Source organism: Microbacterium sp. Root53, assembly GCF_001426925.1.
Lineage (GTDB): Bacteria > Actinomycetota > Actinomycetes > Actinomycetales > Microbacteriaceae > Microbacterium.
The window spans coordinates 89445-111541 of record NZ_LMFR01000022.1 but is presented as its reverse complement, the minus strand read 5'-3'; the positions used below and the strand labels follow the sequence as shown (position 1 = coordinate 111541).

Here is a 22097-nt window from a genome sequence, read left to right as displayed (position 1 = left end):
CCCGCCCGCCCCGGCACCGTGGGCGCATGGACATCTCCACCGCTCTTGCGCTCACGGACGGCGTCGGCCGCGTGCGGGCGCTTCTAGAACTCGGGATCGGCGACCACGCGATCCGCAAGGCGGTCGCCTCGGGCGAACTGGTCCGGATCCGCAGGGACTGGGTCTGCCTGCCCCATGCCGACCCGCTGCTCGTCACCGCCGCGAGACTGGGCGTGGTGCTCACCTGCGTCACGCAGGCCGAGAGATTCGGGCTGTGGACGGTGACACACGAGATCCACGTCGCGGCGCCGCCCCACGGGAGCCTCCCGCGCCCCACGACGGCGCACGTGCACTGGCGCACCCCCTTGGTCCCCCGGCGGCCGGGCACGCTGACCGACGGCATCGAGAACGTGCTCGCCCTGGTCGCGGAGTGCCGCCCGCACGAAGAGGGCCTCGCGGTCTGGGAATCGGCGCTGCGGCGCGGCATGCTCGACAGCGACGTGATGCGACGCCTGCCGCTCGGGCCGGATGCGCGCCGGCTGCTCGCCGAAGCGAGGCCGTTCGCCGACGAGGGCACCGAGTCGGTCGTCATGGCGCGCCTGCGGTGGCTGGACCTGCCGATGCAGCGCCAGGTCGTGCTCGCGGGTCGCCCGGTCGACCTGCTGATCGGCGAGCGCCTCGTCATCCAGATCGACGGCGGGCACCACGTCGGCGTGCAACGCGCCAAGGACAACGAGCACGACGCGCTGCTGAAGCTGATGGGCTACCACGTCATCCGGATCGGCTACGGGCAGATCTTCGACGACTGGCCCAGAGCGCAGGGCCTGATCACCAGCGCGATTGCACAGGGCCTGCATCGCGCATGACGCACATCCGGGCATCCCGGCTTCTCAGGGCCGACCCCGCCATCCGCCCCTGAGAAGCCGGGATCTCCTGGCGAGGACCCGCACGAACGGGAATCGCCCCGCCTCCTCGAGGGAGACGGGGCGATCCGCGGTGAGGCGAGGGGCTCAGCCCTCGTACGGGGTGTAGGTGTTGTCGGGGCCGTACTCGTAGATGTTGATCATGCCCTCGGTCGGGTCGCCGACCTCGTCGAACGTGACGGGGCTCGAGGCTCCGTCGTAGTCCGCGACGCCGCCGGCCAGGATGATGTCCGCGCACTCCGCGAAGGTGGTGCACTTCTCGCCGTCACCCGAGCCGCCCGAGACCTCGATCAGCTTCTCGGCGATCGCCGCCGAGTCGGTCGAGCCCGCGGCGAGCGCGGCCAGCGCGATCAGGTTGGTCGCGTCGAACGACTCCGGCGCGTAGGTGTAGTCGCTCAGCGGCTCGGCGCCCGACTCCTCCACGAAGGCGTCGAGACCGTCGATGAACTCCTGCACCTGCTCCGGCGTCGGACCGGGGTACGTGCCCTTGGCGCCCTCGAGCAGGCCCTCCGGGAAGTCCGGGTACGCGGCCATGTTGCCGTCGACCAGGAACAGGTCCTCGGCCGCGAAGCCCTTCTCGAGCAGGCTCGGGAGGATGGTCTTCGCCTCGTCGAACGAGATCACGGTGATCGCGTCGGGGTCGGCGGCGAGCACCTCCGAGATCTGCGAGTCGAACGACGTGTCGCCGGGGTTGAACGTCGGGGCCGCGACGACCTCGCCGCCCGCGCCCTCGAACGCCTCGGTGATGTACTTGGCCAGGCCGGTGCCGTAGGCGTCGTTCAGCACGATCATGCCGAGCGTCTGGTAGCCGAGCTCGGCGACGAAGTTGCCGTGCACCTCGCCCTGCAGCACGTCCGACGGCGCCGTGCGGAAGTACAGGCCGTTGTCGTCGTACGTCGTGAAGGCGTCCGACGTGTTGGCCGGCGAGAACTGGATGACGCCCGCGCCGGTCACCTGGTCGATGAACTGCAGCGAGACGCCCGACGACGCGGCGCCGATGATCGCGGCCGGGTCCTCGCTGAGCAGGCGCGGGATCTCGGTCTCGTAGGCCTTGTTGTCCAGGTCGCCCGAGTCGCCGTGCACGACCTCGAGCTCGAGGCCCGTGGTCTCGGCGTACTCGTTGATCAGCGACTGCGCGTAGTCGACACCCGCGATCTCGGGCGGGCCGAGGAACGCGAGCGAACCGGTCACGGGCAGGGCCGTGCCGATCTTCAGCGCGAGGTCGCCCGCCGGAGCGGCCGGGGCCGACTCGCTGGGCTCGCCGCTGGCGGTTCCACCGCCGCCGGCACAGCCCGCAAGGGTGAGAGCTGCGGCGCCCGTGAGGGCCAGTGCGCCGATCAGCTTCCGGGATCGAACCATGAGGTTCCGTCCTTTCATCAGGACCCGCGGTTTTCGGGGACTGGTGGTGCATCAGCACACCGCGGGTAATGGACGGAAATCTACCCGCGATTTGTTTCATCCGGATTTTCGCGTGTTGCGCAGACCGGACCCTGGGATCAAATCGTTACCGGCCGCGCCGGCAGGCGGTGCAGTATGTCGCGTGCGACCCTTCTCGGGCGTCGTTCTACGCTCCGCCGTCGATCGCGACGGCCGGCAGGGGCCGCGCCCGGCGCGCGTGGCGGACCTGGTCGAGCATCAGCAGGATGCAGGCGAGCCACACGATCCCGAACCCGATCCAGCGGGCCGGAGGCATCGGCTCGTGGAGCACGGCGGCGCCGATGATGAACTGCAGGATGGGCCCCGCGAACTGGAGCATGCCCATGGTGGCGAGCGGGATGCGGCTCGAGCCGGCGGCGAACAGCAGCAGCGGAACGGCAGTGACGACGCCGGCGCAGAGGAGGAGCACGGTGTGGCCGGCGCCCGCCGTGCCCATCGTGATGCCGGTGGTGACCGCGACGATCGCCAGCTGCACGACCGCGACGGGCACGAGCCACAGCGTCTCGAGCGCGAGGCCGCTGATCGCGTCGACCGAGCCGCCGACCTGCTTCTTCACGAGGCCGTACACCCCGAACGTCGCCGTGAGCCCCAGCGCGTACCAGGGCACGGCGCCGTAGCCGATCACGATGACGATCACCGCGACCGCCGCGACGCCGATCGCGATCCACTGCAGGGGCCGGAGCCTCTCCCGCAGCACCAGCACCGCGAGCAGCACGGTGGTGATGGGGTTGATGAAGTACCCGAGGCTCGCCTCGATCACGGCGTCGCTCTGGGTCGCGATCACGAAGATCTGCCAGTTGCCGTAGATCAGCACGCCGGCAAGGCCCATCAGCAGCGCGAGGCGCGGGTTGCGCAGCACGGCGAAGAAGCGCCCCCAGCCGCGCATCACGGTGAGCAGCAGCGCGCAGAACACGAGCGACAGCAGCACCCGCCAGGCGACGACCTCCCACGGACCGGTGGGCGCGAGCACCACGAAGTAGAGCGGCAGCACGCCCCACAGCACGTACGCGCCGAGGCCGTAGAGGGTACCCGCGGCCTCCGTCCCGATCCGGCCGGGCCGTTCGATCGAGGGGGCGGGTGCGGTCACCGATTCAGCCTACGCTCGCGGCGAGCGCGCCGGGCCCGGTGCGCCCTGCCATCCGCGGTCCGATTCCTGCCAGGTGCGTCCGCTCGACGACCGGTCGTTGAGCGGAGCGAGCGCCAGCGAGCGGAGTCGAAACGTCACGAAGCCGCCCACTTGGGCATGCGAAAGGGCCCGGATGCCGAGCATCCGGGCCCTCTCGGGGCGTGTCGCTGGGATCAGCGGACGACGACCGCGAGGACGTCGCGCGCCGAGAGCACGAGGAACTCGTCAGCGCCGAACTTCACCTCGGTGCCGCCGTACTTGCTGTACAGCACGCGGTCGCCGACGGCGACATCGAGCGGAACGCGGTTGCCGTTGTCGTCGATGCGGCCGGGGCCCACCGCGACGACCTCGCCCTCCTGGGGCTTCTCCTTCGCGGTGTCGGGGATGACCAGACCGCTCGCGGTGGTCTGCTCGGCCTCGACCTGCTTGATGACGATGCGGTCCTCGAGCGGCTTGATGGAAACCGACACGGTGTACCTCTTCTTTCGTGTGCTTCGTACGGGAAGACTCTTCGCACTCTCCCGGGGAGAGTGCTAACAGCAAGTGTAGGAGGGATGCTGGCACTCCCGCAACGCGAGTGCCAACGGCTTCCGCCCGTCGCCGACACAATGCAGGACCTGTGCCGGCTGCATGGCGTGTCGCCGTCCGAGATCACCCGCACACGCCCGAGATCCCGCTCCGGTCCTGCGTTGTGTCGGAGGAGCCGCCCGTAGGCTGGGCGGATGGATTCGGCCGAGCTCGACGCCCTCCTCACCCGCGAGGGCCTGGCCCTGCTCGACGCGCTCGGCGACGTCGACAGCGCCGACGACGTGGCGCGCACCGTGTCCCGGCTGCGGGCGGCGGGCCACTCCCCCGAGCTCGTGTCCGCCGTGGTCGGCCAGGCGCGGCTGCGGCAGCGCGCGACTGCGAAGTTCGGCGAGTTCGCCGACCGGATGCTGTTCACGCGGGCGGGCCTCGAGCAGGCCACCCGGATGAGCGTCTCGGTGCACCACGCGCGCCGCATACGGCAGGCGGGCATCGAGCGGGTCGCGGATCTCGGCTGCGGCATCGGCGGCGACTCGCTCGCGTTCGCGGCCCTCGGCATGGGCGTGCTCGCGGTGGACGCCGACCCCGTCACGGCGGCGCTGGCCGCGTACAACCTCGCGCCGTTCCGCGCGGAGGGCGCGGAGGGCGCGGGCGTCGAGGTGCGCGCGGCGCGGGCCGAGGAGGTGCCGCTCGACGAGGTCGGCGCGGTCTGGCTCGATCCGGCGCGCCGCACGGCCAGACACGGCGAGACCGCGCGCGTGGCGGCCGCGGACTATTCGCCGCCGCTGGACTGGGTGTTCGACCTCGCGGGGCGCGTGCCCGCCGGCGTCAAGCTCGGTCCGGGCCACGACCGCGACGCCCTTCCCGAGCACGCCGAGACGCAGTGGATCAGCGTGGACGGATCCACGGTGGAGCTGGTCGTCTGGACCGGCGCCCTCGCGCGCGAGGGCGTGCGGCGATCCGCGCTCGTGCTGCGCGGCGACGACGCCCACGAGCTGACCGCGGCCGCCGACACGGCCGACGAGCCGGTGCGGGCGCTCGGCGCGTTCCTTCACGAGCCGGAGGGCGCGGTCATCCGGGCCCGTCTGATCGGCGACGTCGCCCGCGCGCTCGACGCCGGGCCGGTCGCGCAGGGCATCGCCTACCTCACCGGCGACGCCGCCGCGACGAGCCCGTTCGTCTCCTCGTTCCGTGTGCGCGAGACGCTGCCCGCCGACCCCAAGCCGCTCGCGAAGGCGCTGCGCGCCCGCGGGATCGGCACGCTCGAGATCAAGAAGCGCGGGGTCGACGTCGACCCCGCCACGCTGCGCAAGCGGCTCTCGCTCAAGGGCGACGAATCGGCGACGCTCATCCTGACGCGCATCGACGGCAGGCGCACCGCGATCCTCGCGGACCGCGTCCCCCGCGCCTGACCCTCGGTCGTCGAGCGGAGGCGCGCCGGCGCCGGAGTCGAAACGCCCGAAGCCGCCGCCAGCGCTCAGGCCCCGGCGGCCTCCTGCACCGCGCGCACGACCCACAGGATCCAGAACGCGCTGCACAGGATCGAGCCGAGCCCGAGGCCGAGGCCCCACCAGGCGAGCTCGCGCTTCGCGCGGCGCCCGGCGAGCGCGATCGCCGCGAGCACGACGCCGATGACGCCGAGCGGCAGTGCCCAGGGCACGAACCAGGACACGACGAGCGCGAACGTGGACAGCGTCATCGACCAGGTCGCCGTCCGCCCGCGGGACAGGCGCATGCTCCGGACGGCCCGAGGCGCCGCTCCGGGCGCCGGGACGGCGGGCACGACCGCTGAGCCGTCGGGCGCCGGGGCGGCGGGCCGCACGTCGCCCGCCGGGGCGGGAGCCTCGGGAGCATGCACGACCGCGCGCTCGTTCACGTCGACTCCACCGCCACCGGGTCGGCCACCGCCACCTGGATCTGCGTGACGGGAAGGGTCGAGTCGGCGCCGAACTCGAGCGTCGACGGCGCGCGACCCTCGGCGATCAGCTCGGCGGCGAGCGCCGCGATCATCGCGCCGTTGTCGGTGCACAGGCTCAGCGGCGGGATCCGCACGGTCACACCGGCGGCCGCCGCACGCTCGAGCGCGACGTCGCGGAGCCGGCGGTTGGCGATCACGCCGCCGCCGAGCAGCAGGCGCGGCACGCCGTGCTGCGCGCACGCGTCCAGCGCCTTGGTCACGAGCACGTCGACGACCGCCTCGCGGAAGCTCGCGGCGACATCCGCGACCGGCACGGGCTCGCCCGCCGCCTCGCGCTGCTCGATCCAGCGCGCGACCGCCGTCTTGAGGCCCGAGAACGAGAAGTCGTAGCGGTGCTTGGCCATGTCGCTCGCCCGCGACAGGCCGCGCGGGAACCGGATCGCGTTCGGGTCGCCCTCGGCGGCCGCGCGGTCGATCTCCGGGCCGCCCGGGTAGGGCAGGCCGAGGATGCGCGCGACCTTGTCGAACGCCTCGCCCGCCGCGTCGTCCACGGTCTCGCCGAGCAGCTCGACGTCGCTCGTCAGGTCGCGCACGAGCAGGAGCGACGTGTGGCCGCCCGAGACCAGCAGGGCGACGGTCGGGTACTCGAGCGGCGGCGCGTCCGCGTCCAGGATGTCGGCCGCGATGTGGCCCACGAGGTGGTTGACGGCGTACAGCGGCCTGCCGAGTGAGACCGCCAGCGCCTTCGCGGCGCCGATGCCGACCATGAGCGCACCGGCCAGCCCGGGCCCGCTCGTGACCGCGACGGCGTCGATGTCGGACAGCGAGACGCCGGCCTCGTCGATCGCGCGCTCGATCGCCGGCTGCAGCGCCTCGAGGTGGGCGCGAGCGGCGACCTCGGGCACGACGCCGCCGTAGCGGGCGTGCTCGTCCATGCTGCTGGCGATCGTGTTGCTGAGCAGGATGTTCCGCTCGCCCGCGCGGGACCGTCCGCGGACGATGCCGATGCCGGTCTCGTCGCAGCTGGTCTCGATGCCGAGGATCAGGGGGCCGGTCACGTGCACGCACCTGCCTCCGCCACGTCCGGCACCCGAGCCGCGGCCCAGGCTTCGAGGTCCAGGCGCATCACGACGGCGTCGACGTCGTCAGGCTGGTAGTAGCGGGGACGGCGGCCCAGCTCGGCGAAGCCCTCGGACGCGTACAGCGCCTGCGCCACGGGGTTGTCGGCGCGCACCTCCAGGAACACCTCGCGCACGCGACGGCGCTCGGCCTCCTCGAGCAGCGCGCGCAGCAGGGCGCGGCCACGGCCGCGGCCGCGGGCCGACTCGGCGAGCGCGATGGTCTGCACGTCGGCGTCGCGCGATCCGGGCAGCGCGCGCAGGCCCGCGTACCCGATCACGCGGCCGGCCAGCTCGTCCACGAGGTAGTGGCCGTGCGGGCCGGCGAGCTCCTCGCGCATCATGGCCTCCGACCAGGCGTCGGTCGGGAACGAGGCGCGCTCGAGAGCCATGATCGCGCCCAGGTCGTCGAGGGTGGCGGGACGGATGGTCATGCGCTCACCTTCTTCGGTGCGTGGCCGATCGTGACGTCCGGGGAGCGCAGGTACAGCGGCTCGGTCTCGGCGAGCTCGCCCGTCGGCTCCCAGCCCGCGGCAAGCGCGAGCGCGGCGGCGCGGCCGAGCGCGGCGGCCGAGATGGCGGGGGTGTCGACGATGTCGGCGGCGGCGGTCAGCGGGTCGGCGGCGAGGTCGGCGGCGCGGGGGCGCAGCTCGGGCCCCGCGACGCGGCGGGGAAGACCGCGGTCGTCGACGCCGTCGTAGACCGTGATCGCGTTCTCGCGGCGGCGGGCGTCCGTGACGATCGCGAACGGCCCGGCGGGGTTCGTGTCGAGGTGCCGCAGCGCCGCCGCGTCGTGGCTCGCGACGGGCACCACGGGGATGCCCCGGCCGAGCGCGAACGCGCGTGCGGCGGCGATCCCGATGCGCAGGCCGGTGAAAGCGCCGGGGCCCATGCCCGCCGCGACGTGCGTGACGTCGGCGGGCGCGATGCCGGCCTCGTCGAGCGCGCGGACCAGCAGCGTGCCGATCAGCTCGGCGTGACCGAGCGTGCCCTCGCTGCCCGCCTCGGCGCGCACGACCCCCGACGGCTCGACGACGGCGACGGTCGAGCCGATCGACGTGTCGATGGCGAGGATCACCCCACCAGGGTATCGACGCCACCTGACGGGACGCCGGGACATGACGCCGTGCGGCCGCTCGCCGGTCGTTGAGCGGAGTGAGCGCCAGCGAACGGAGACGAAACGCCTAAGCGTCGCCTGCAGGCCTCCTGCCACGCGTCACTCGCCTATCGCTCCGAGAGGGGTGCGCGTCGCTCCAGCGTCGGATCGCTGCGACGCCGCCGTCGATGAAAGCCTCCCTCTTCGCATGGCTCCACCCCTGGATGCTCTTCTCGAGCGCGAAAGCGTCTTCCACCCGTTCGAAGTCACACGACCACACCAGCTCCACAGGCAGCCGCCGCTTCGTATAGGCGGCGCCAAGCCCCTGCTTGTGAGCCGCGAGGCGATTGTGGAGATCGATCGTGCTGCCCACGTAGTAGGTGCCGTCCGCGCACCGGAGGATGTAGGTCCAGGCCGTCATGCGAGGACCGTACCGATCCAAGCGCCGACCGCCGAGCACATCGAAGCCGGGGCACACGACCCGCGGCCTGTGGACGAGCGGCTCGCTGGGGCCGTTTCGTCTCCGCTTCGCTCCGCTCAACGACCGAGCCCCTACCGGTCGTTGAGCGGAGGCGCGCCAGCGCCGGAGACGAAACGCACCGAACCCCTGCCGGTCGTTGAGCGGAGGCGCGCCAGCGCCGGAGACGAAACGCACCGAACCCCTACCGGCGTTTCGTCTCCGCTTCGCTCCGCTCAACGACCGGCCGCACGCGCTCGGTCGCTCAACCACCGCAGGCGGGGACGCCCCGCCCCCGCCGCGTCAGCCGCGCACGCGGGCGATCGTGACCACGCGGGGGGCGTCGGCGTCGAGGTCCTCGGCGTCCGCGGCGGCGCCCACCGGGCGTTCGATCTCGATGTCGATCCACTCCTCGCGCAGTCCGTCGACCTTGCCGCGGCCCCACTCGACGATCGTGACCGAGCCGTCCACGTCGACGTCGAGGTCGTCGAGCTCCATGGCCGAGTCGAGGCGATAGGCGTCCGCATGCACGAGGGGTGCTCCGCCCACGAGCGAGGGATGCGTGCGCGCGATCACGAACGTCGGGCTCTGCACCGGCCCGCGCACGCCGAGCCCCTCGGCGATCCCGCGGGTCAACGTGGTCTTCCCCGCGCCCAGCGGTCCGGTCAGCACGATCAGATCTCCCGCGACCAGCCCGGCGCCGAGGCGGCGCCCCAGCGCCTCCATGTCCTCGGACGTCGCGATGTCGTGCCGCCCGAGCAGCTCGCCCGCAATCACCGAGCCGTCCTGTTCACCGCGCCACCCGCGGCACGCGGGCGCCGATCCGCGTGACGATCTCGTAGTTGATGGTGCCGGCGGCGTCGGCCCACTCGGTCGCCGAGGGCACGCCGGCGGCCGGGTCGCCGAATAGCACGACCTCGTCGCCCACCTCGACCGGGTGATCCCCCACGTCGACCACGAACTGGTCCATCGCGATCCGCCCGCCCACGCGGAACCGCTCCCCGCGGATCACGACGGGCCCGGCGCCCGACGCCTGGCGCGGCACCCCGTCGGCGTACCCGAGGGGCACGAGCGCGAGGGTGCTGTCGCCGTCGGTGCGGTGCGTGTAGCCGTACGAGACGCCGTGGCCGTCCGGGACGCGGCGCACCGCCGCGACGCGGGCGCGCAGCGTCATGGCGGGGCGCAGGCCGAGGTCGGCCGCGTCGCGGTCCTCGAACGGCGACAGTCCGTACAGGCCGATCCCGACGCGCACGGCGTCGAGCCTCGCCTCGGGCAGGTCGATCGCGGCGGCGGTCGCGGCGATGTGCGTCACGCTGGGCGTCAGGCCCGCCCCGTGAGCGGCGGCGACGCCGACCTCGAAGCGGCGCAGCTGCACGCGGTCGTCCTCGAGCGACGTGTTCGACAGGTGGCTGAACAGGCCGTCCACCCGCAGGACGCCCTCGCGCTCCAGCGCGGCGGCCTCGCCGAACACGGCCGACCAGTCCTGCGGCGCGAGGCCGTTGCGGGCGAGGCCGGTCTCGAGCTTCAGGTGCACGACGGCCGGACGCCCGGGCGTCGCGGCGCGGGCCGCGTCGCGCAGCTGGCGCAGGCTCGAGATGCCGAGCTGCACGTCCTGCGCGACGGCGTCGGAGAACTCCGTCTCGGGCCCGTGCAGCCACGCCATGATCGGCGCATCGACGCCGGCGGTGCGGAGCGCGAGCGCCTCCTCGACGTCCGCGACGCCGAGGCGCGTCGCTCCCCCGGCGAGCGCGGCGCGCGCGGCGGGCACCGCGCCGTGCCCGTAGGCGTCGGCCTTCACGACCGCGATGAACTCGCGGGTCCCGGTGAGCTCGCGCAGCGTGCGGGTGTTGTGTGTGATGGCGTCGAGGTCGATGAGCGCCTGGCGCATCCAGGTGCCGGCCCCCGTCACCGGGGTTCCTCCGGGTCCATCGACTCCGGCACATCCAGCAGCGCGGCCTCGTCCTCGGCCGGGACGTATTCGGCGCCGACCGCGTCGACCACCGCCGGACCGCCGTCGCCCTCCGCCGTGACGTACGCGATCGCGAGGCCCGCGTCGTGCGAGAGTGACAGGTGCAGCGTGGTGATGCCGCGCGCGGCGACCACCGCGGCGGTCGAGCCGGACAGCGAGAACAGCGGCGGCTGGCTGTCGCCCAGGCGGGCGATCTCGATCTCGTCCCAGTGCACGCCGTCCGAGCCGCCGAGCGCCTTGATCAGCGCCTCCTTGGCGGCATAGCGCGCGGCGAGCGAGTGCAGCGGCAGCTCGCGCTCATGCGGCGTGAAGAGACGCTCCAGCAGCTTCGGCGTGCGCTCGATCGTGCGCTCGAAGCGCGGGATGTCGACCAGGTCGACGCCGATGCCGACGATCATGGCATCACTCGACCGTGACCGACTTGGCGAGGTTGCGCGGCTGGTCGACGTCCAGGCCCTTCGCGTTCGCGAGACCCATGGCGAAGATGTGCAGCGGCACGACCGCCAGGATCGGCTCGTGCAGCGGCGACGCGAGCGGGATGCGCAGCACCTCGTCCGCGAACGGCAGCACGGCGGCGTCGCCCGCTTCCGCGATGGCGATCACGCGGGCGCCGCGCGCGCGGATCTCTTGGATGTTGGAGACGACCTTGGCGTGGAGCACCGACGCGCCGCGCGGCGACGGCACGACCACGAACACCGGCTGGCCGGGCTCGATGAGGGCGATGGGCCCGTGCTTGAGCTCGCCGGCGGCGAAGCCCTCGGCGTGGATGTACGACAGCTCCTTGAGCTTGAGCGCGCCCTCGAGCGCGATCGGGTAGCCCACGTGGCGGCCGAGGAACAGGACGGCGCGGGTGTCCGCCATCCAGCGCGCGAGCTGCTCGATGCGCTCCTGCTCGGTGTCGAGGATCCACTGGATCTTCTCGGGCAGCGCCGCGAGCTCCTGGATCTGCGCGGCCTGCTCCTCGGCGCCGAGCGTGCCCCGGATGCGGGCGACGTGCAGCGCGAAGAGGTACAGCGCGGTGATCTGCGCGACGAACGCCTTGGTCGACGCGACCGCGACCTCGGGTCCGGCGTGCGTGTAGACGATGGCGTCGGACTCGCGCGGGATGGTGGCCCCCTGCGTGTTGCAGATCGACAGCGTCTTGGCTCCGAGCCGCGCGGCCTCCTTGACCGCCATCAGCGTGTCCATGGTCTCGCCGGACTGGCTGATCGAGATGACCAGGACGTCCGGGCCGACGAGGGGGTCGCGGTAGCGGAACTCGTGCGCGAGCTCCACCTCGACCGGGATGCGCGCCCACTGCTCGATCGCGTACTTGCCGACGAGCCCCGCGTAGGCGGCGGTGCCGGCGCCCAGGATGACGATGCGCGAGATGCCCGCGAAGAGGTCGTCCATGCCGTCGAGCTCGGGGATGACCACCCGGCCGTCCTGAACGCGGCCGCGGATGGTGTTGGCCACGGCCTCGGGCTCCTCGGAGACCTCCTTGGCCATGAAGCTCGACCAGCCGCCCTTCTCGGCGGCGGACGCGTCCCACATGACCTCGAACGGCGAGGTCTCGACCGGGGCGCCGTCGAAGTCTGTGACCTCGACGCCGTCGGGCGTGATGGCGACGATCTGGTCCTGGCCGATCGCGAGCGCCTTGCGCGTGTGCTCCACGAACGCGGCGACGTCGGAGCCGAGGAAGTTCTCGCCCTCACCCAGGCCGATCACGAGCGGCGAGTTGCGGCGCGCGCCGACGACGAGCCCCGGGTGGTCCTGGTGCATGGCGAGCAGCGTGAAGGCGCCCTCGAGGCGGCGCGCGACGGCGCGGAACGCGGCGACCAGGTCGCCGCCGCTCGCGCGGTACTCGCGGCCGAGCAGCACCGCGGCGACCTCGGTGTCGGTCTCGCTGCGGAACGCGAAGCCGTCGGCGACCAGCTCGGCCTTCAGCTCCGAGAAGTTCTCGATGATGCCGTTGTGGATGACCGCGAGGCGGTCATCGTCGGCGAGGTGCGGGTGCGCGTTGACGTCGGTCGGGCCGCCGTGCGTGGCCCAGCGCGTGTGGCCGATGCCGGTGGTCCCGGCCGCGATCGGATGCGCCGCCAGCTCGTCGCGCAGCATCGCCAGCTTGCCCGCCTTCTTGGCGGCGTGCAGCGCGCCGTCGCCGTCGATCACGGCGATGCCGGCCGAATCGTAGCCGCGGTACTCCAGGCGGGCGAGACCCGCGATCAGGATGTCCTGGCTGTCGCGAGGGCCGACGTATCCGACGATTCCACACATGCGCCCCATCCTACGGTTCCGCCGACTGGAACCCGCCTGGGCGCCCCCTCGGTCGTTGAGCGGAGCGCAGCGGAGTCGAAACGGGCTGAGCGAGCGCAGCGAGCCGAAGCCGGCCGTCCCGGGCGCCTACAGCTTGCGCAGCAGCACCGACTCGACCGAGTGGTCCGCGCCCTTCCGCAGCACGAGCGAGGCGCGGTGCTTGGTCGGCAGCACGTTCTCGAGCAGGTTCGGCAGGTTGATGTCGTTCCAGTAGCCCCGCGCGGTCTCGGTCGCCTCCTCGTCGGTGAGGTGCGCGAAGACGTTGAAGTGCGAGGCGGGGTTCGAGAAGGCGCCCTCGCGCAGGGCGAGGAAGCGGTCGATGTACCACTGCTCGATGTGGCGGGCGTCGGCGTCGACGTAGATGGAGAAGTCGAACAGGTCGCTGATCGCGACGTCGTTCGGCGCGGGCGGGGGCTGCAGCACGTTCAGACCCTCGACGATCACGACGTCCGGGCGGCGCACCACCACATGCGCGTCGGGCATGATGTCGTACTTCATGTGCGAGTAGAACGGCGCGCGCACCTCATCCGCCCCGCTCTTCACCTTCGTGACGAACTCGACGAGCGCGCGCCGGTCGTACGACTCGGGGAAGCCCTTGCGGTCCATGAGCCCGCGCCGCTCGAGCTCCGCGTTGCTGTAGAGGAAGCCGTCGGTGGTCACGAGCTCGACGCGCGGGGTGTCGGCCCAGCGGCTCATGAGCTCGCGGAGCAGGCGCGCGATGGTCGACTTGCCCACGGCCACCGATCCGGCGACACCCACGACGAACGGCGTGGTCTGGTCGTCGCGGCCGAGGAAGCCGCTGACGTCGCTGCCCAGGCGCTTGGTGGTCTTGGCGTAGATCGAGAGCAGGCGACTCAGCGGCAGGTACACCTCCCGCACCTCGGCGAGATCGAGCCGGTCGCCGATGCCGCGCAGCTGCACGACCTCCGCTTCGGTGAGCGGCTGATCCATGCCCGCCGCGAGGCGCGACCAGTCGCCACGGGCGATCTCGCTGTAGAGCGAGAGCGGGGCGGGGGGAGGGACGGCGCTCATCCGGCCCATCGTATCCGCGCATCCGCCGGTCGTTGAGCGGAGCGAAGCGGAGACGAAACGCGTCCGACCCCGCCCGCTACCCTGGCCCCATGCGCCTGGGAGTCCTCGACATCGGGTCCAACACCGTGCACCTGCTGGTCGCCGACGCGCACCCGGGCGGACGCCCGCTCGCCGCGTCGAGTCACCGCACGGTGCTGCGCCTGATGCGGTATCTGACGCCGGACGGCGCCATCTCGGAGGAGGGCGTGCGCGCGCTGGTCGACGCCGTCACGCGCGCGAAGGAGCTCGCCGCCTCGGAGAACGTGCGCGAGCTGCTGCCGACCGCGACGTCCGCGGTGCGCGAGGCGGCCAACGGCCCCGAGGTGATCGCCCGCATCGAGGAGGCGCTCGGCCAGAGCCTGCAGGTGCTCGGCGGCGAGACCGAGGCCCGCTTCACGTTCCTGGCGGTGCGGCGCTGGTTCGGATGGTCGGCCGGCCGCATCCTGCTGTTCGACATCGGCGGCGGATCGCTCGAGATCGCCGCGGGCGACGAGGAGCTGCCCGACTACGCCGAGTCGGTCCCGCTCGGCGCGGGGCGGATGACCCTGGCGTACCTGCCCGAGGACCCGCCCGGCGAGCACGCCGTGGCCGAGCTGCGCGCGCACGCCGCCGCCACGCTGGCCCCGATCGCCGACGCGCTGAAGGGATCGCCGCGCCCGGATCACGTCGTCGGGTCGTCGAAGACCATCCGCTCGCTCGCCAAGCTCGCCGGCTACCCGCGGCCGGGATGGTCGGGCTCGCCGCGCATGGTGCTGCCCCGTCAGTCGCTCGGCCAGTGGATCCCGCGCCTCGCGCGCATCCCGGCGGCCGTGCGCAAGGAGCTGCCCGGCATCACACCCGAGCGGACCGTGCAGATCACCGCGGGCGCGGTCGTGCTGCACGAGACCATGAAGGCCTTCGGCGTGACCGAGCTCGAGGTCTCCCCCCTGGGCCCTGCGCGAGGGCGTCATGCTCCGCTACATCGAGGAGCTCGGCTGGGCTTAGAGCCCGATGCGCTCCCGCACGACCTCGGCCAGCTGCTCCGCGTAGCGCTGCGCCGACTCCTCGTCGGCGGCCTCGACCATGACGCGCACGAGCTGCTCGGTGCCCGACGCGCGCAGCAGCACGCGGCCGGTGTCGCCGAGCTCGGCCTCGACCTCGCGCACCGCCTGCTGCACGCCCTCGTCCGAGACGCGCTCGCGGTCGACGTTCTTCACGTTGATCAGCACCTGCGGGTACACGGTCATGATCGACGCGAGCTCGGCGAGCGTCTTGCCCGTGCGCGCCATCTCGGCCACGAGGTGCAGACCGGTCAGGAGGCCGTCGCCCGTGGTGGCGTAGTCGCTCATGATCACGTGGCCCGACTGCTCGCCGCCGAGGGAGTAGCCGCCCTCGTCCATGAGCTCGAGCACGTACCGGTCGCCGACGGCGGCCTGCAGCACGGTGATCCCGCGCTCGCGCATGGCGACGTGCAGGCCGAGGTTGCTCATCACGGTGGCGACGAGGGTGTCGTCTTTGAGCCGGCCGCGCTCCTTCATGGAGCTGGCGAGGATGGCCATGATCTGGTCGCCGTCGACGACGCGCCCCTGCGCGTCGACCGCGAGGCAGCGGTCGGCGTCGCCGTCGTGGGCGATGCCGACGTCGGCGCCGACGCGCACGACGGCCGCCGACAGCTGCTCGAGGTGCGTGGATCCGACGCCGTCGTTGATGTTGACGCCGTCCGGGTCGGCGCCGATCACCGTCACGGTGGCGCCGGCGTCGCGGAACGTCTCGGGCGAGACGCCCGCCGCCGCGCCGTGGGCGCAGTCGAGCACGACGTGGATGCCGTCGAGGCGGTGCGGCAGGGACTGCAGCAGGTGCACGACGTAGCGGTCCTCGGCGTCGGCGAAGCGCTTGATGCGGCCGACGTCGCCGCCCGTGGGGAGGAGCTTGGGACCCTGGAGGGCCTCCTCGATGCGCTGCTCGACCACGTCGGGCAGCTTGACGCCGCCGCGCGCGAAGATCTTGATCCCGTTGTCAGGGGCCGGGTTGTGAGACGCCGACACCATGACGCCGAAGTCGGCGTCGCGGTCGGCGACGAGGAACGCCAGACCGGGGGTCGGGATGACGCCCGCGTCGTACACGTCGATGCCCGACGCGGCGAGCCCGGCCGACACGGCGGCGCTCAGGAACTCGCCGGAGATCCGCGGGTCGCGCCCGATCACGACCGAGGTGCGGCGCCCCTGGGCGCGGCGTGCCTCGGCCGAACGGCCCTGGCCCAGGACGACGGCGGTCGCCTGGGCCAGGGACAGAGCAAGGTCGGCGGTGAGGATGCCGTTGGCGAGTCCTCGCACGCCGTCCGTGCCGAAAAGCGGCATTCGGATGTGCCTCGTGCGCCTTAGCGCTTCGAGAACTGCGAAGCCTTGCGGGCCTTCTTGAGACCAGCCTTCTTGCGCTCGATGACGCGGGCGTCGCGCGTGAGGAAGCCGGCCTTCTTCAGGGTCGGGCGGTTGTTCTCACGGTCGATCTCGTTCAGCGCACGGGCGATGGCGAGGCGCAGCGCGCCGGCCTGACCCGAGGGGCCGCCACCCGAGATGCGCGCGATCACGTCGTACGCACCGGCGAGGCTGAGCACCGTGAAGGGGTCGTTGATCAGCTGCTGGTGCAGCTTGTTCGGGAAGTAGTCCTCGAGCGTGCGGCCGTTGACCGTGATCGTGCCCGAGCCCGGGACGACGCGCACGCGGGCGATGGCCTGCTTGCGGCGACCCACGGCGGCGCCGGAGACGTTGAGGACGGGGCGCTCGGCGACGGGGGCCTCGGTGGCCGGCGTCTCGGTCGAGTAGTTCTGGATGTCGTTGTCAGTCACGTTGAATCCTTGGATGCCGGCGCTTACTGGGCGACCTGGTCGAGGGTGTACGTCTTGGGCTGCTGCGCGGCGTGCGGGTGCTCGGCACCGGCGTACACCTTCAGCTTGGCGAGCTGCTGACGGCCGAGGCTGTTCTTGGGGAGCATGCCACGGATGGCCTTCTCGACAGCGCGGACCGGGTTCTTCTCGAGCAGCTCGGAGTACGAGACGGCCTTGAGGCCACCCGGGTAGCCCGAGTGACGGTAGGCCATCTTCTGCTGGAGCTTCTGGCCCGTGAGCGCGACCTTCTCGGCGTTCACGATGATGACGAAGTCGCCCATGTCCATGTGGGGGGCGAAGGTGGCCTTGTGCTTGCCACGCAGGAGCGCGGCGGCGTGCGAGGCGAGGCGGCCGAGGACGACGTCGGTGGCGTCGATCACGAGCCACTCGCGCTGGGCCTCACCGGCCTTCGGGGTGTAAGTGCGCGTCACAGTAGTGCTGCTTTCTGTTCGAACGGAGTCGTTCGTGAATCCCGCTCCGGGGCGGTTCTCCCGACGATGTCGGGCAAACCAGCCGGTGGAGGGCTCACGTTCGCTGTGCCCGCAGTTGGGCACCAAGGGTCCACCTTACCGCACGACACGCCCGGGCGCGAATCGGTCCATCACTCGGCCGCGCCGCCAAGCAGGATCTCCATGCCAGCAGTGTCGAGGCCGTAGTACATCGTGGGCGCCCCGTCGAGCACGATCCGGGCCATCCCGCCTTCTACGGGGATCGCGCTCCGTCTGCCGATCACGTCGATCTTGGTGACGACCTCTTTGGCCGGCACCATCAACTCCTCACGTGTCTGCCAGGTGTCCACCCATGGCTCGGGCGCCGGAAAGAAGTCGCCGTCGCGATCGCCTTCGGAATTGAGAACGAATCCATCCGCCCGCGTCCACAGGATCGCGAGCTCTCCTCGAGGCGTGTCGAACGCCATGCCGCGGCGCGCTCGTCCCCCCATGTCGAGCCAGCGCCGGTAGGTCGCCTGGTCGAGATGCTCGGCGATGTTCGCAAATGCGAGCAGCGACGGCTTGGGGCTCCTGTCCCGGTGAAGGAGCCCGAAGTGGAACTCGCGGTTACGTGGATCGGCCCGGTGCGGGCTCGCGTGCAGACCGTCGTAGAGCTGGTACCACAGCAGAGCGGTGACCTCGTAGGCCAACGCGAGCGCGGCGGAGAGGACGACGTTCTCCGCGGCATGTCGGTACGTGTCCTCCCACCAGGAATTGGGCTTCGTGGGCGCGTAGACCTCGGTCAGCCACAGCTCGAGCCCGCCACCTGAACGCTCGTCGATGAGCCGTCGAGCCTCTCGCAGCGCTCCGAGGTAGTTCCAGTAGAGCCCCTTGCCCCGCGTCCAGTCGGCTGGGTCGGGCGCATAGTCCGGGGTCACGTTGGCGCGACCGGGGTGCAGGTTGAAAGCATCCGCGTATCGCGCAAGCCCGGCGTCATACATGCCCTGCGCGTACGCGAGGTCCATTCCAGCCAGTCCCTGTGGGATCAGCTTGACGGCACTTCCGCGTCGATCCAGCTCCTGCCGGAAGGCGACCAGCCACTTCTCCACATAACGGCGCGCCCCGTCACCGCTCATCAGCCCTTCGCCCAGCATGTTCCACTCGTTCGCGCACTCGTAGTGGGTCACGCCCGCAGCCTCAGCCTCGTCGAGCACTCGCTGCACATAAGCCTGCAGTGCTGCTGGGTCACCGTCGTACTGCGCAGGCGTATCAGGGATCGTGAGGTGCGTCTGAGCGAACCCCAGGCGAGCGGCTTCTGCGGGAGGGTACACAGCGCGACGCACCTTGCGGACGCCGATGCGCTTGAGGAGTGTCTTCTCTTCGGGGATGTCGAAGAGGTGTCCGGCCGCAGTGCCGAACATGGAGGATGCCCCCTCGACGAAACGATGCGGGGGGAGCACAGCCACATTGGTGCGGACGTAGTCGCGGTCCGTTCCCGACGTGACTGTCAATTCTACGAACGCCATGCCACGACCCGGTAAACGCACCTCGACCGAGTCTTGGACCGCCGCATGCGCGTCGGCGACAACCGAGTGGGTGCGCTCGGCGACGAGCCGGCCGTCGAAGTCGCGGGCGACCCAGTGAAACCGCACCTCGCGCTCGCTTACGCCATTGTGGGCGATCCCGTGGACGATGAGCGGAAGGTCGGATCGATCCCAGATGTTGAACGCACGGTCCGTCCATACCGCCGCCGTCAGCGGTCGCTCGAACGCGATCGCGTCGTACACGGCCGGGTGCGGCTCCTCGCCGACGATCACGGACGCCCGCGCACGGAACTCGTCCTCAGCGGTGCGCCGGCAAGGAAGACTGAGCTGCCAGGAGTTTCGCCAGTCGGCGTTTCCTTCCGCGGCGACAATAGCAAGGGTCCGGCCATGCACCTCCTGCACATAGACGAGATGCGTCTCGTCCTCGAAGGGCACCCCTCCACGCGGATCCCGCCTCCAGTCCGCCACTCCGAACGCAGTCTCCCCGATCCCTCCGCTTGGGCCGGGCTCCCGACCCATCATCGCGGTACTCCCGCTCTCGAGGCCGGGGGCCACCACCTGGTACTCGACGTCGAGCCGACGCCCGCGCGGTGTGAAGACGCCCCGAACCTGCGCGGTTGGGGCAGAGACGTCATAGTCGACCACCAAAGCGGGAAGCCCGTCATCGGCTTCGGCCGACCGCGCACTACCCGTGCGCGCATCGAGGTCGCCCACCGAATATCCCAGGAACCGCTGGATGACCTGCCCGCCCACGTCGCGTAGTCGTATGGCGCCGGAGCCGTCCGGATCCACATCGATCGAGAAGCCCTCGCCGCGGAGCTCGGTCAGCGGTTTGGATCTCGGTGCGTCGCTGGGCCCGGGCGATGAACCGTCGGTCTGCGAGGTGATGAGCGGATACAAGGCACCCGCACCGAGAACCGTGACGCCGCCCAGCATCAGACCGCGGCGGGTCAGGTTGCGACTCCGCTGCGCCTCTTCCTCGCTCTGCTCGACTGTCATCGCCCCCCTCGGGCGTTAGCCGACCGCGCCCGATGGTGAGCGGCGACGTCGACCGCGACGAGACGCAGTCGATCGCGTGCGCCTTCGACCATACCCGAGCACCGGCCCCGCTCACGCAGTCCGGGCATAACCGCCGCACCGCCTGGTCTACGGCTCCTTCCTCCCATTCTGCGCAGGTAACCTCCTTCGTATGAGCCACGCTGCGACGGACCTCACTCGGGTCAAGCCGCCCGCCGCGACTTCGCACAGCCGCCGGCGCGCGGATATCCAGGGACTCCGTGCGATCGCCGTCGTGCTCGTCGTGCTGAATCACGTGTTCCTCTGGCCATCCGGCGGGTTCCTGGGCGTCGACGTCTTCTACGTGATCTCGGGATTTCTGATCACAGGACTTCTCCTGCGGGAGGTCGAGCAGAGCGGGTCCATCTCGTTCCGTGGCTTCTATGCGCGGCGGATACGACGGATCTTGCCCGCAGCGGTCATCGTGCTCGTCGTCACCGTGATGGTGGCTGCGCTCCTCTGGTTCCCTCTTCGCAGCCTCCAGACGGTCATCGATGCCTTCTGGTCCCTCGTTTTCATGTCGAACTGGCACTTCGAGGCGGCCGGCAGCGACTACTTCGCGACCGACGCTCGGTCGCCCCTTCTGCACTACTGGTCCCTCGCCGTTGAGGAGCAGTTCTACGCGGTGTGGCCGCTGGTGATTCTCGCGGTCGTACTCGTCGCGCACCGAATCGGTGTCAAGCGACTGCGCATCGCCATCGGCGTCACGGTCGCCCTGCTTACGCTGGCAAGTCTGGCCTGGGCAGGTTGGCGCGCGGGCTCCGGGTTGGACGGCGGGTACTTCGACTCCGTGGCGCGTGCCTGGGAGCTGCTCGCCGGCGCGGCGATCGCCGTGATCGGAACATCGCGCCTCCGGGAGCGCGCACGCAGAGCCATCAGTCTCGCGGGCCTCGCACTCGTGGCTGTCTCCGCTCTGCTCATCCACGAGACGTGGGGCGTCCCCTTCCCGTGGGTGATCCCGGCGGTGCTCGGCGTGGCGCTAGTGATCTGGGCGGATGCACCGGCATCTCCGCGGGGAATCCTCGGGAATCCCATCTCCCAATGGCTGGGCGACGTGTCATACAGCCTGTACCTCTGGCACTTCCCCGTGATTGTCTTCGCGACTTCGGTCCTCGGTAACTCGGTATGGGTTCAACTCGGCTCCCTGGCCGCAATGCTCGCCCTGGCGGCATGCTCGTTCCGTTGGATCGAGCAGCCTTTCCAGCGTGGGCCTCTGCTTCGCAGGGCTTCCAAGTTGCGCAATGCTCGACCCATCGTTCCGCGAGACCTCGCCGTGGGCGCCGTGGCCGTCGTAGCGGTCGCCCTTCTCACAGTCGTCACCGTTCGAGGGCCGGGCGGGTTGCACGATTCCTCTTCGATCGCGAACCGCTTCCCTGGGGATTCCCGCCAGGTGGCGGCCGAGACGGTCGCGCAGCGCGAAGCCGATCTCACTCACGCGGTGACCAACGACGTCTGGCCTGACTCCCTGAGCAACCCGTCGGCCTGGAGGCAGTCGCTCGCCGTCGACGGCGGCGACTGCATGAACGACGTGAGTCGCGCACCCGGCGTGTGGTGCGGAGACCCGGCGGAGGCCGACGTCATCGTCGTCGGTGATTCGGTCGCGATGAGCTGGCTGTCTGCGGTTCGTGCCGCACTCACAGATGATGGCGCCGATGTGGCAGGTATCGGCTTCGCCGGTTGCCAACTGGCGATGGGACTGGAGTACAGCCACCCCGCGTTCGGAAGCGAATTCCCCAGGACCTGCGCAACAGTACAGCGCGAGCTCATCGCGGAGATCGCCGCCCATGAGCCCGACACGCTCGTGCTCATCGGCCACCCCGCGGCCCTCCAGCGACTGGATCTGCCCCTGTCGGAGGCGAGCGTGAAGTGGCAGGCGGCGTACGAGACCATGTTGCGTGAGTTCTCCGGCATCTCGCGTGTCGTCGTCCTGGAATCGAATCCGTGGGACCGCGACTTCCCGGAGTGCCTCGTCCGCACCGACAGTCCCGACGGCTGCATCACCCAGCTCGACGAGTGGCACCTCGCGAAGGCCGACGCTGAACGCGCGGCGACACAGACTGCGTCCAACTCCGTGTACGTCCAGACTCGCGATTGGTTCTGTGCGGACCGCGGATGCCCGTCGGTCGTGGACGACACGGTGGTCACCACTGACGGCCTGCATCTCAGCGCGCCCGGCTCCGCCACGGTCGATCACCTTCTCGATGAAGCGCTGGCTCGCGCTGGGGTCGGGAACCCCGCGGTTCCGTAGGCGACGCCGTGCCGACGACTTTCATTGATATGGTCGTTCGCGCG

The 22097-nt window shown here is 71.2% G+C and carries 20 protein-coding genes and 1 pseudogene; 4 read left to right on the top strand and 17 right to left on the bottom strand.

Going from position 1 to position 22097, the window contains the following annotated elements; all coding sequences use genetic code 11:
* Positions 1-26 precede the first annotated feature (26 nt).
* Positions 27-845 (top strand): endonuclease domain-containing protein, encoded by an 819-nt coding sequence (locus tag ASD19_RS10550; protein WP_055992301.1) that lies wholly within the window; start codon positions 27-29, stop codon positions 843-845.
* Positions 846-989: 144 nt separating this feature from the next.
* On the opposite strand, the gene ASD19_RS10545 is transcribed toward ASD19_RS10550, so the two are convergent.
* The 3 genes from ASD19_RS10545 to groES all read right to left on the bottom strand — a co-directional run bounded on the left by ASD19_RS10545 (position 990) and on the right by groES (position 3935).
* Positions 990-2261, bottom strand: a complete 1272-nt coding sequence (locus ASD19_RS10545; RefSeq protein ID WP_082543146.1) for an ABC transporter substrate-binding protein — start codon at positions 2259-2261, stop codon at positions 990-992.
* 205 nt (positions 2262-2466) lie between these two features.
* On the bottom strand, positions 2467-3426 hold the full coding sequence (rarD, locus tag ASD19_RS10540) for an EamA family transporter RarD (RefSeq protein ID WP_442922536.1): 960 nt from the start codon (positions 3424-3426) through the stop codon (positions 2467-2469).
* 212 nt (positions 3427-3638) lie between these two features.
* Entirely contained in the window at positions 3639-3935 is a 297-nt protein-coding gene (groES, locus tag ASD19_RS10535; RefSeq protein WP_017203655.1) for a co-chaperone GroES, read from the bottom strand.
* A gap of 252 nt (positions 3936-4187) precedes the next feature.
* Here groES and ASD19_RS10530 point away from each other — a divergent pair, with 252 nt between their 5' ends.
* On the top strand, positions 4188-5402 hold the full coding sequence (locus tag ASD19_RS10530) for a class I SAM-dependent methyltransferase (protein ID WP_055992296.1): 1215 nt from the start codon (positions 4188-4190) through the stop codon (positions 5400-5402).
* Positions 5403-5467: 65 nt separating this feature from the next.
* Here ASD19_RS10530 and ASD19_RS10525 read toward each other — a convergent pair whose 3' ends face one another.
* The 10 genes from ASD19_RS10525 to coaA all read right to left on the bottom strand — a co-directional run bounded on the left by ASD19_RS10525 (position 5468) and on the right by coaA (position 13884).
* Positions 5468-5866, bottom strand: coding sequence for a hypothetical protein (locus ASD19_RS10525; RefSeq protein WP_055992294.1), 399 nt, complete (start codon positions 5864-5866; stop codon positions 5468-5470).
* On the bottom strand, positions 5863-6966 hold the full coding sequence (tsaD, locus tag ASD19_RS10520) for a tRNA (adenosine(37)-N6)-threonylcarbamoyltransferase complex transferase subunit TsaD (RefSeq protein WP_055992517.1): 1104 nt from the start codon (positions 6964-6966) through the stop codon (positions 5863-5865). Before tsaD ends, ASD19_RS10525 begins: the two co-directional genes overlap by 4 nt.
* Positions 6963-7460, bottom strand: a complete 498-nt coding sequence (gene rimI / locus ASD19_RS10515) for a ribosomal protein S18-alanine N-acetyltransferase (RefSeq protein WP_055992291.1) — start codon at positions 7458-7460, stop codon at positions 6963-6965. The genes tsaD and rimI overlap by 4 nt, the downstream gene beginning before the upstream one ends.
* A complete protein-coding gene (tsaB, locus tag ASD19_RS10510; RefSeq protein ID WP_055992288.1) occupies positions 7457-8104 on the bottom strand; it encodes a tRNA (adenosine(37)-N6)-threonylcarbamoyltransferase complex dimerization subunit type 1 TsaB in 648 nt (215 codons plus the stop codon). Before tsaB ends, rimI begins: the two co-directional genes overlap by 4 nt.
* 106 nt (positions 8105-8210) lie before the next feature.
* Positions 8211-8543 carry a GIY-YIG nuclease family protein gene (locus tag ASD19_RS10505; protein WP_055992285.1) on the bottom strand — a complete coding sequence of 111 codons (333 nt, stop codon included), beginning with the start codon at positions 8541-8543 and terminating at the stop codon, positions 8211-8213.
* Positions 8544-8882: 339 nt separating this feature from the next.
* Positions 8883-9305: a tRNA (adenosine(37)-N6)-threonylcarbamoyltransferase complex ATPase subunit type 1 TsaE gene (tsaE, locus tag ASD19_RS10500; protein ID WP_055992515.1), complete on the bottom strand. Its 423-nt coding sequence runs from the start codon at positions 9303-9305 to the stop codon at positions 8883-8885.
* 64 nt (positions 9306-9369) lie between these two features.
* Positions 9370-10467 carry an alanine racemase gene (alr, locus tag ASD19_RS10495; RefSeq protein ID WP_055992513.1) on the bottom strand — a complete coding sequence of 366 codons (1098 nt, stop codon included), beginning with the start codon at positions 10465-10467 and terminating at the stop codon, positions 9370-9372.
* Between the two features lie 17 nt (positions 10468-10484).
* Complete coding sequence (locus ASD19_RS10490; protein WP_082543145.1) at positions 10485-10946, bottom strand: holo-ACP synthase; 462 nt, start codon at positions 10944-10946, stop codon at positions 10485-10487.
* A 4-nt stretch (positions 10947-10950) separates the two neighbouring features.
* Positions 10951-12804 carry a glutamine--fructose-6-phosphate transaminase (isomerizing) gene (gene glmS / locus ASD19_RS10485; RefSeq protein ID WP_055992282.1) on the bottom strand — a complete coding sequence of 618 codons (1854 nt, stop codon included), beginning with the start codon at positions 12802-12804 and terminating at the stop codon, positions 10951-10953.
* Between the two features lie 126 nt (positions 12805-12930).
* Positions 12931-13884 (bottom strand): type I pantothenate kinase, encoded by a 954-nt coding sequence (gene coaA / locus ASD19_RS10480; protein WP_374198173.1) that lies wholly within the window; start codon positions 13882-13884, stop codon positions 12931-12933.
* Between the two features lie 80 nt (positions 13885-13964).
* Here coaA and ASD19_RS14110 point away from each other — a divergent pair.
* Positions 13965-14898 (top strand): annotated as a pseudogene (locus ASD19_RS14110) (Ppx/GppA phosphatase family protein).
* Here ASD19_RS14110 and glmM read toward each other — a convergent pair.
* The 4 genes from glmM to ASD19_RS10455 all read right to left on the bottom strand — a co-directional run bounded on the left by glmM (position 14895) and on the right by ASD19_RS10455 (position 19748).
* Positions 14895-16250: a phosphoglucosamine mutase gene (glmM, locus tag ASD19_RS10470; RefSeq protein WP_055992273.1), complete on the bottom strand. Its 1356-nt coding sequence runs from the start codon at positions 16248-16250 to the stop codon at positions 14895-14897. The pseudogene ASD19_RS14110 and the gene glmM sit on opposite strands and share 4 nt — an antisense overlap.
* Positions 16251-16270: 20 nt before the next feature.
* Positions 16271-16738, bottom strand: coding sequence for a 30S ribosomal protein S9 (gene rpsI / locus ASD19_RS10465; protein WP_200941105.1), 468 nt, complete (start codon positions 16736-16738; stop codon positions 16271-16273).
* A 23-nt stretch (positions 16739-16761) separates the two neighbouring features.
* Entirely contained in the window at positions 16762-17208 is a 447-nt protein-coding gene (gene rplM / locus ASD19_RS10460; protein WP_055992270.1) for a 50S ribosomal protein L13, read from the bottom strand.
* A gap of 170 nt (positions 17209-17378) precedes the next feature.
* Positions 17379-19748 (bottom strand): hypothetical protein, encoded by a 2370-nt coding sequence (locus ASD19_RS10455; protein WP_055992267.1) that lies wholly within the window; start codon positions 19746-19748, stop codon positions 17379-17381.
* 190 nt (positions 19749-19938) lie between these two features.
* Between ASD19_RS10455 and ASD19_RS10450 the strand changes: the two genes are divergently transcribed.
* The gene (locus ASD19_RS10450; RefSeq protein ID WP_055992263.1) at positions 19939-22053 is read left to right on the top strand and encodes an acyltransferase family protein; all 2115 of its coding nucleotides are present in this window, start codon (positions 19939-19941) and stop codon (positions 22051-22053) included.
* Positions 22054-22097 lie beyond the last annotated feature (44 nt).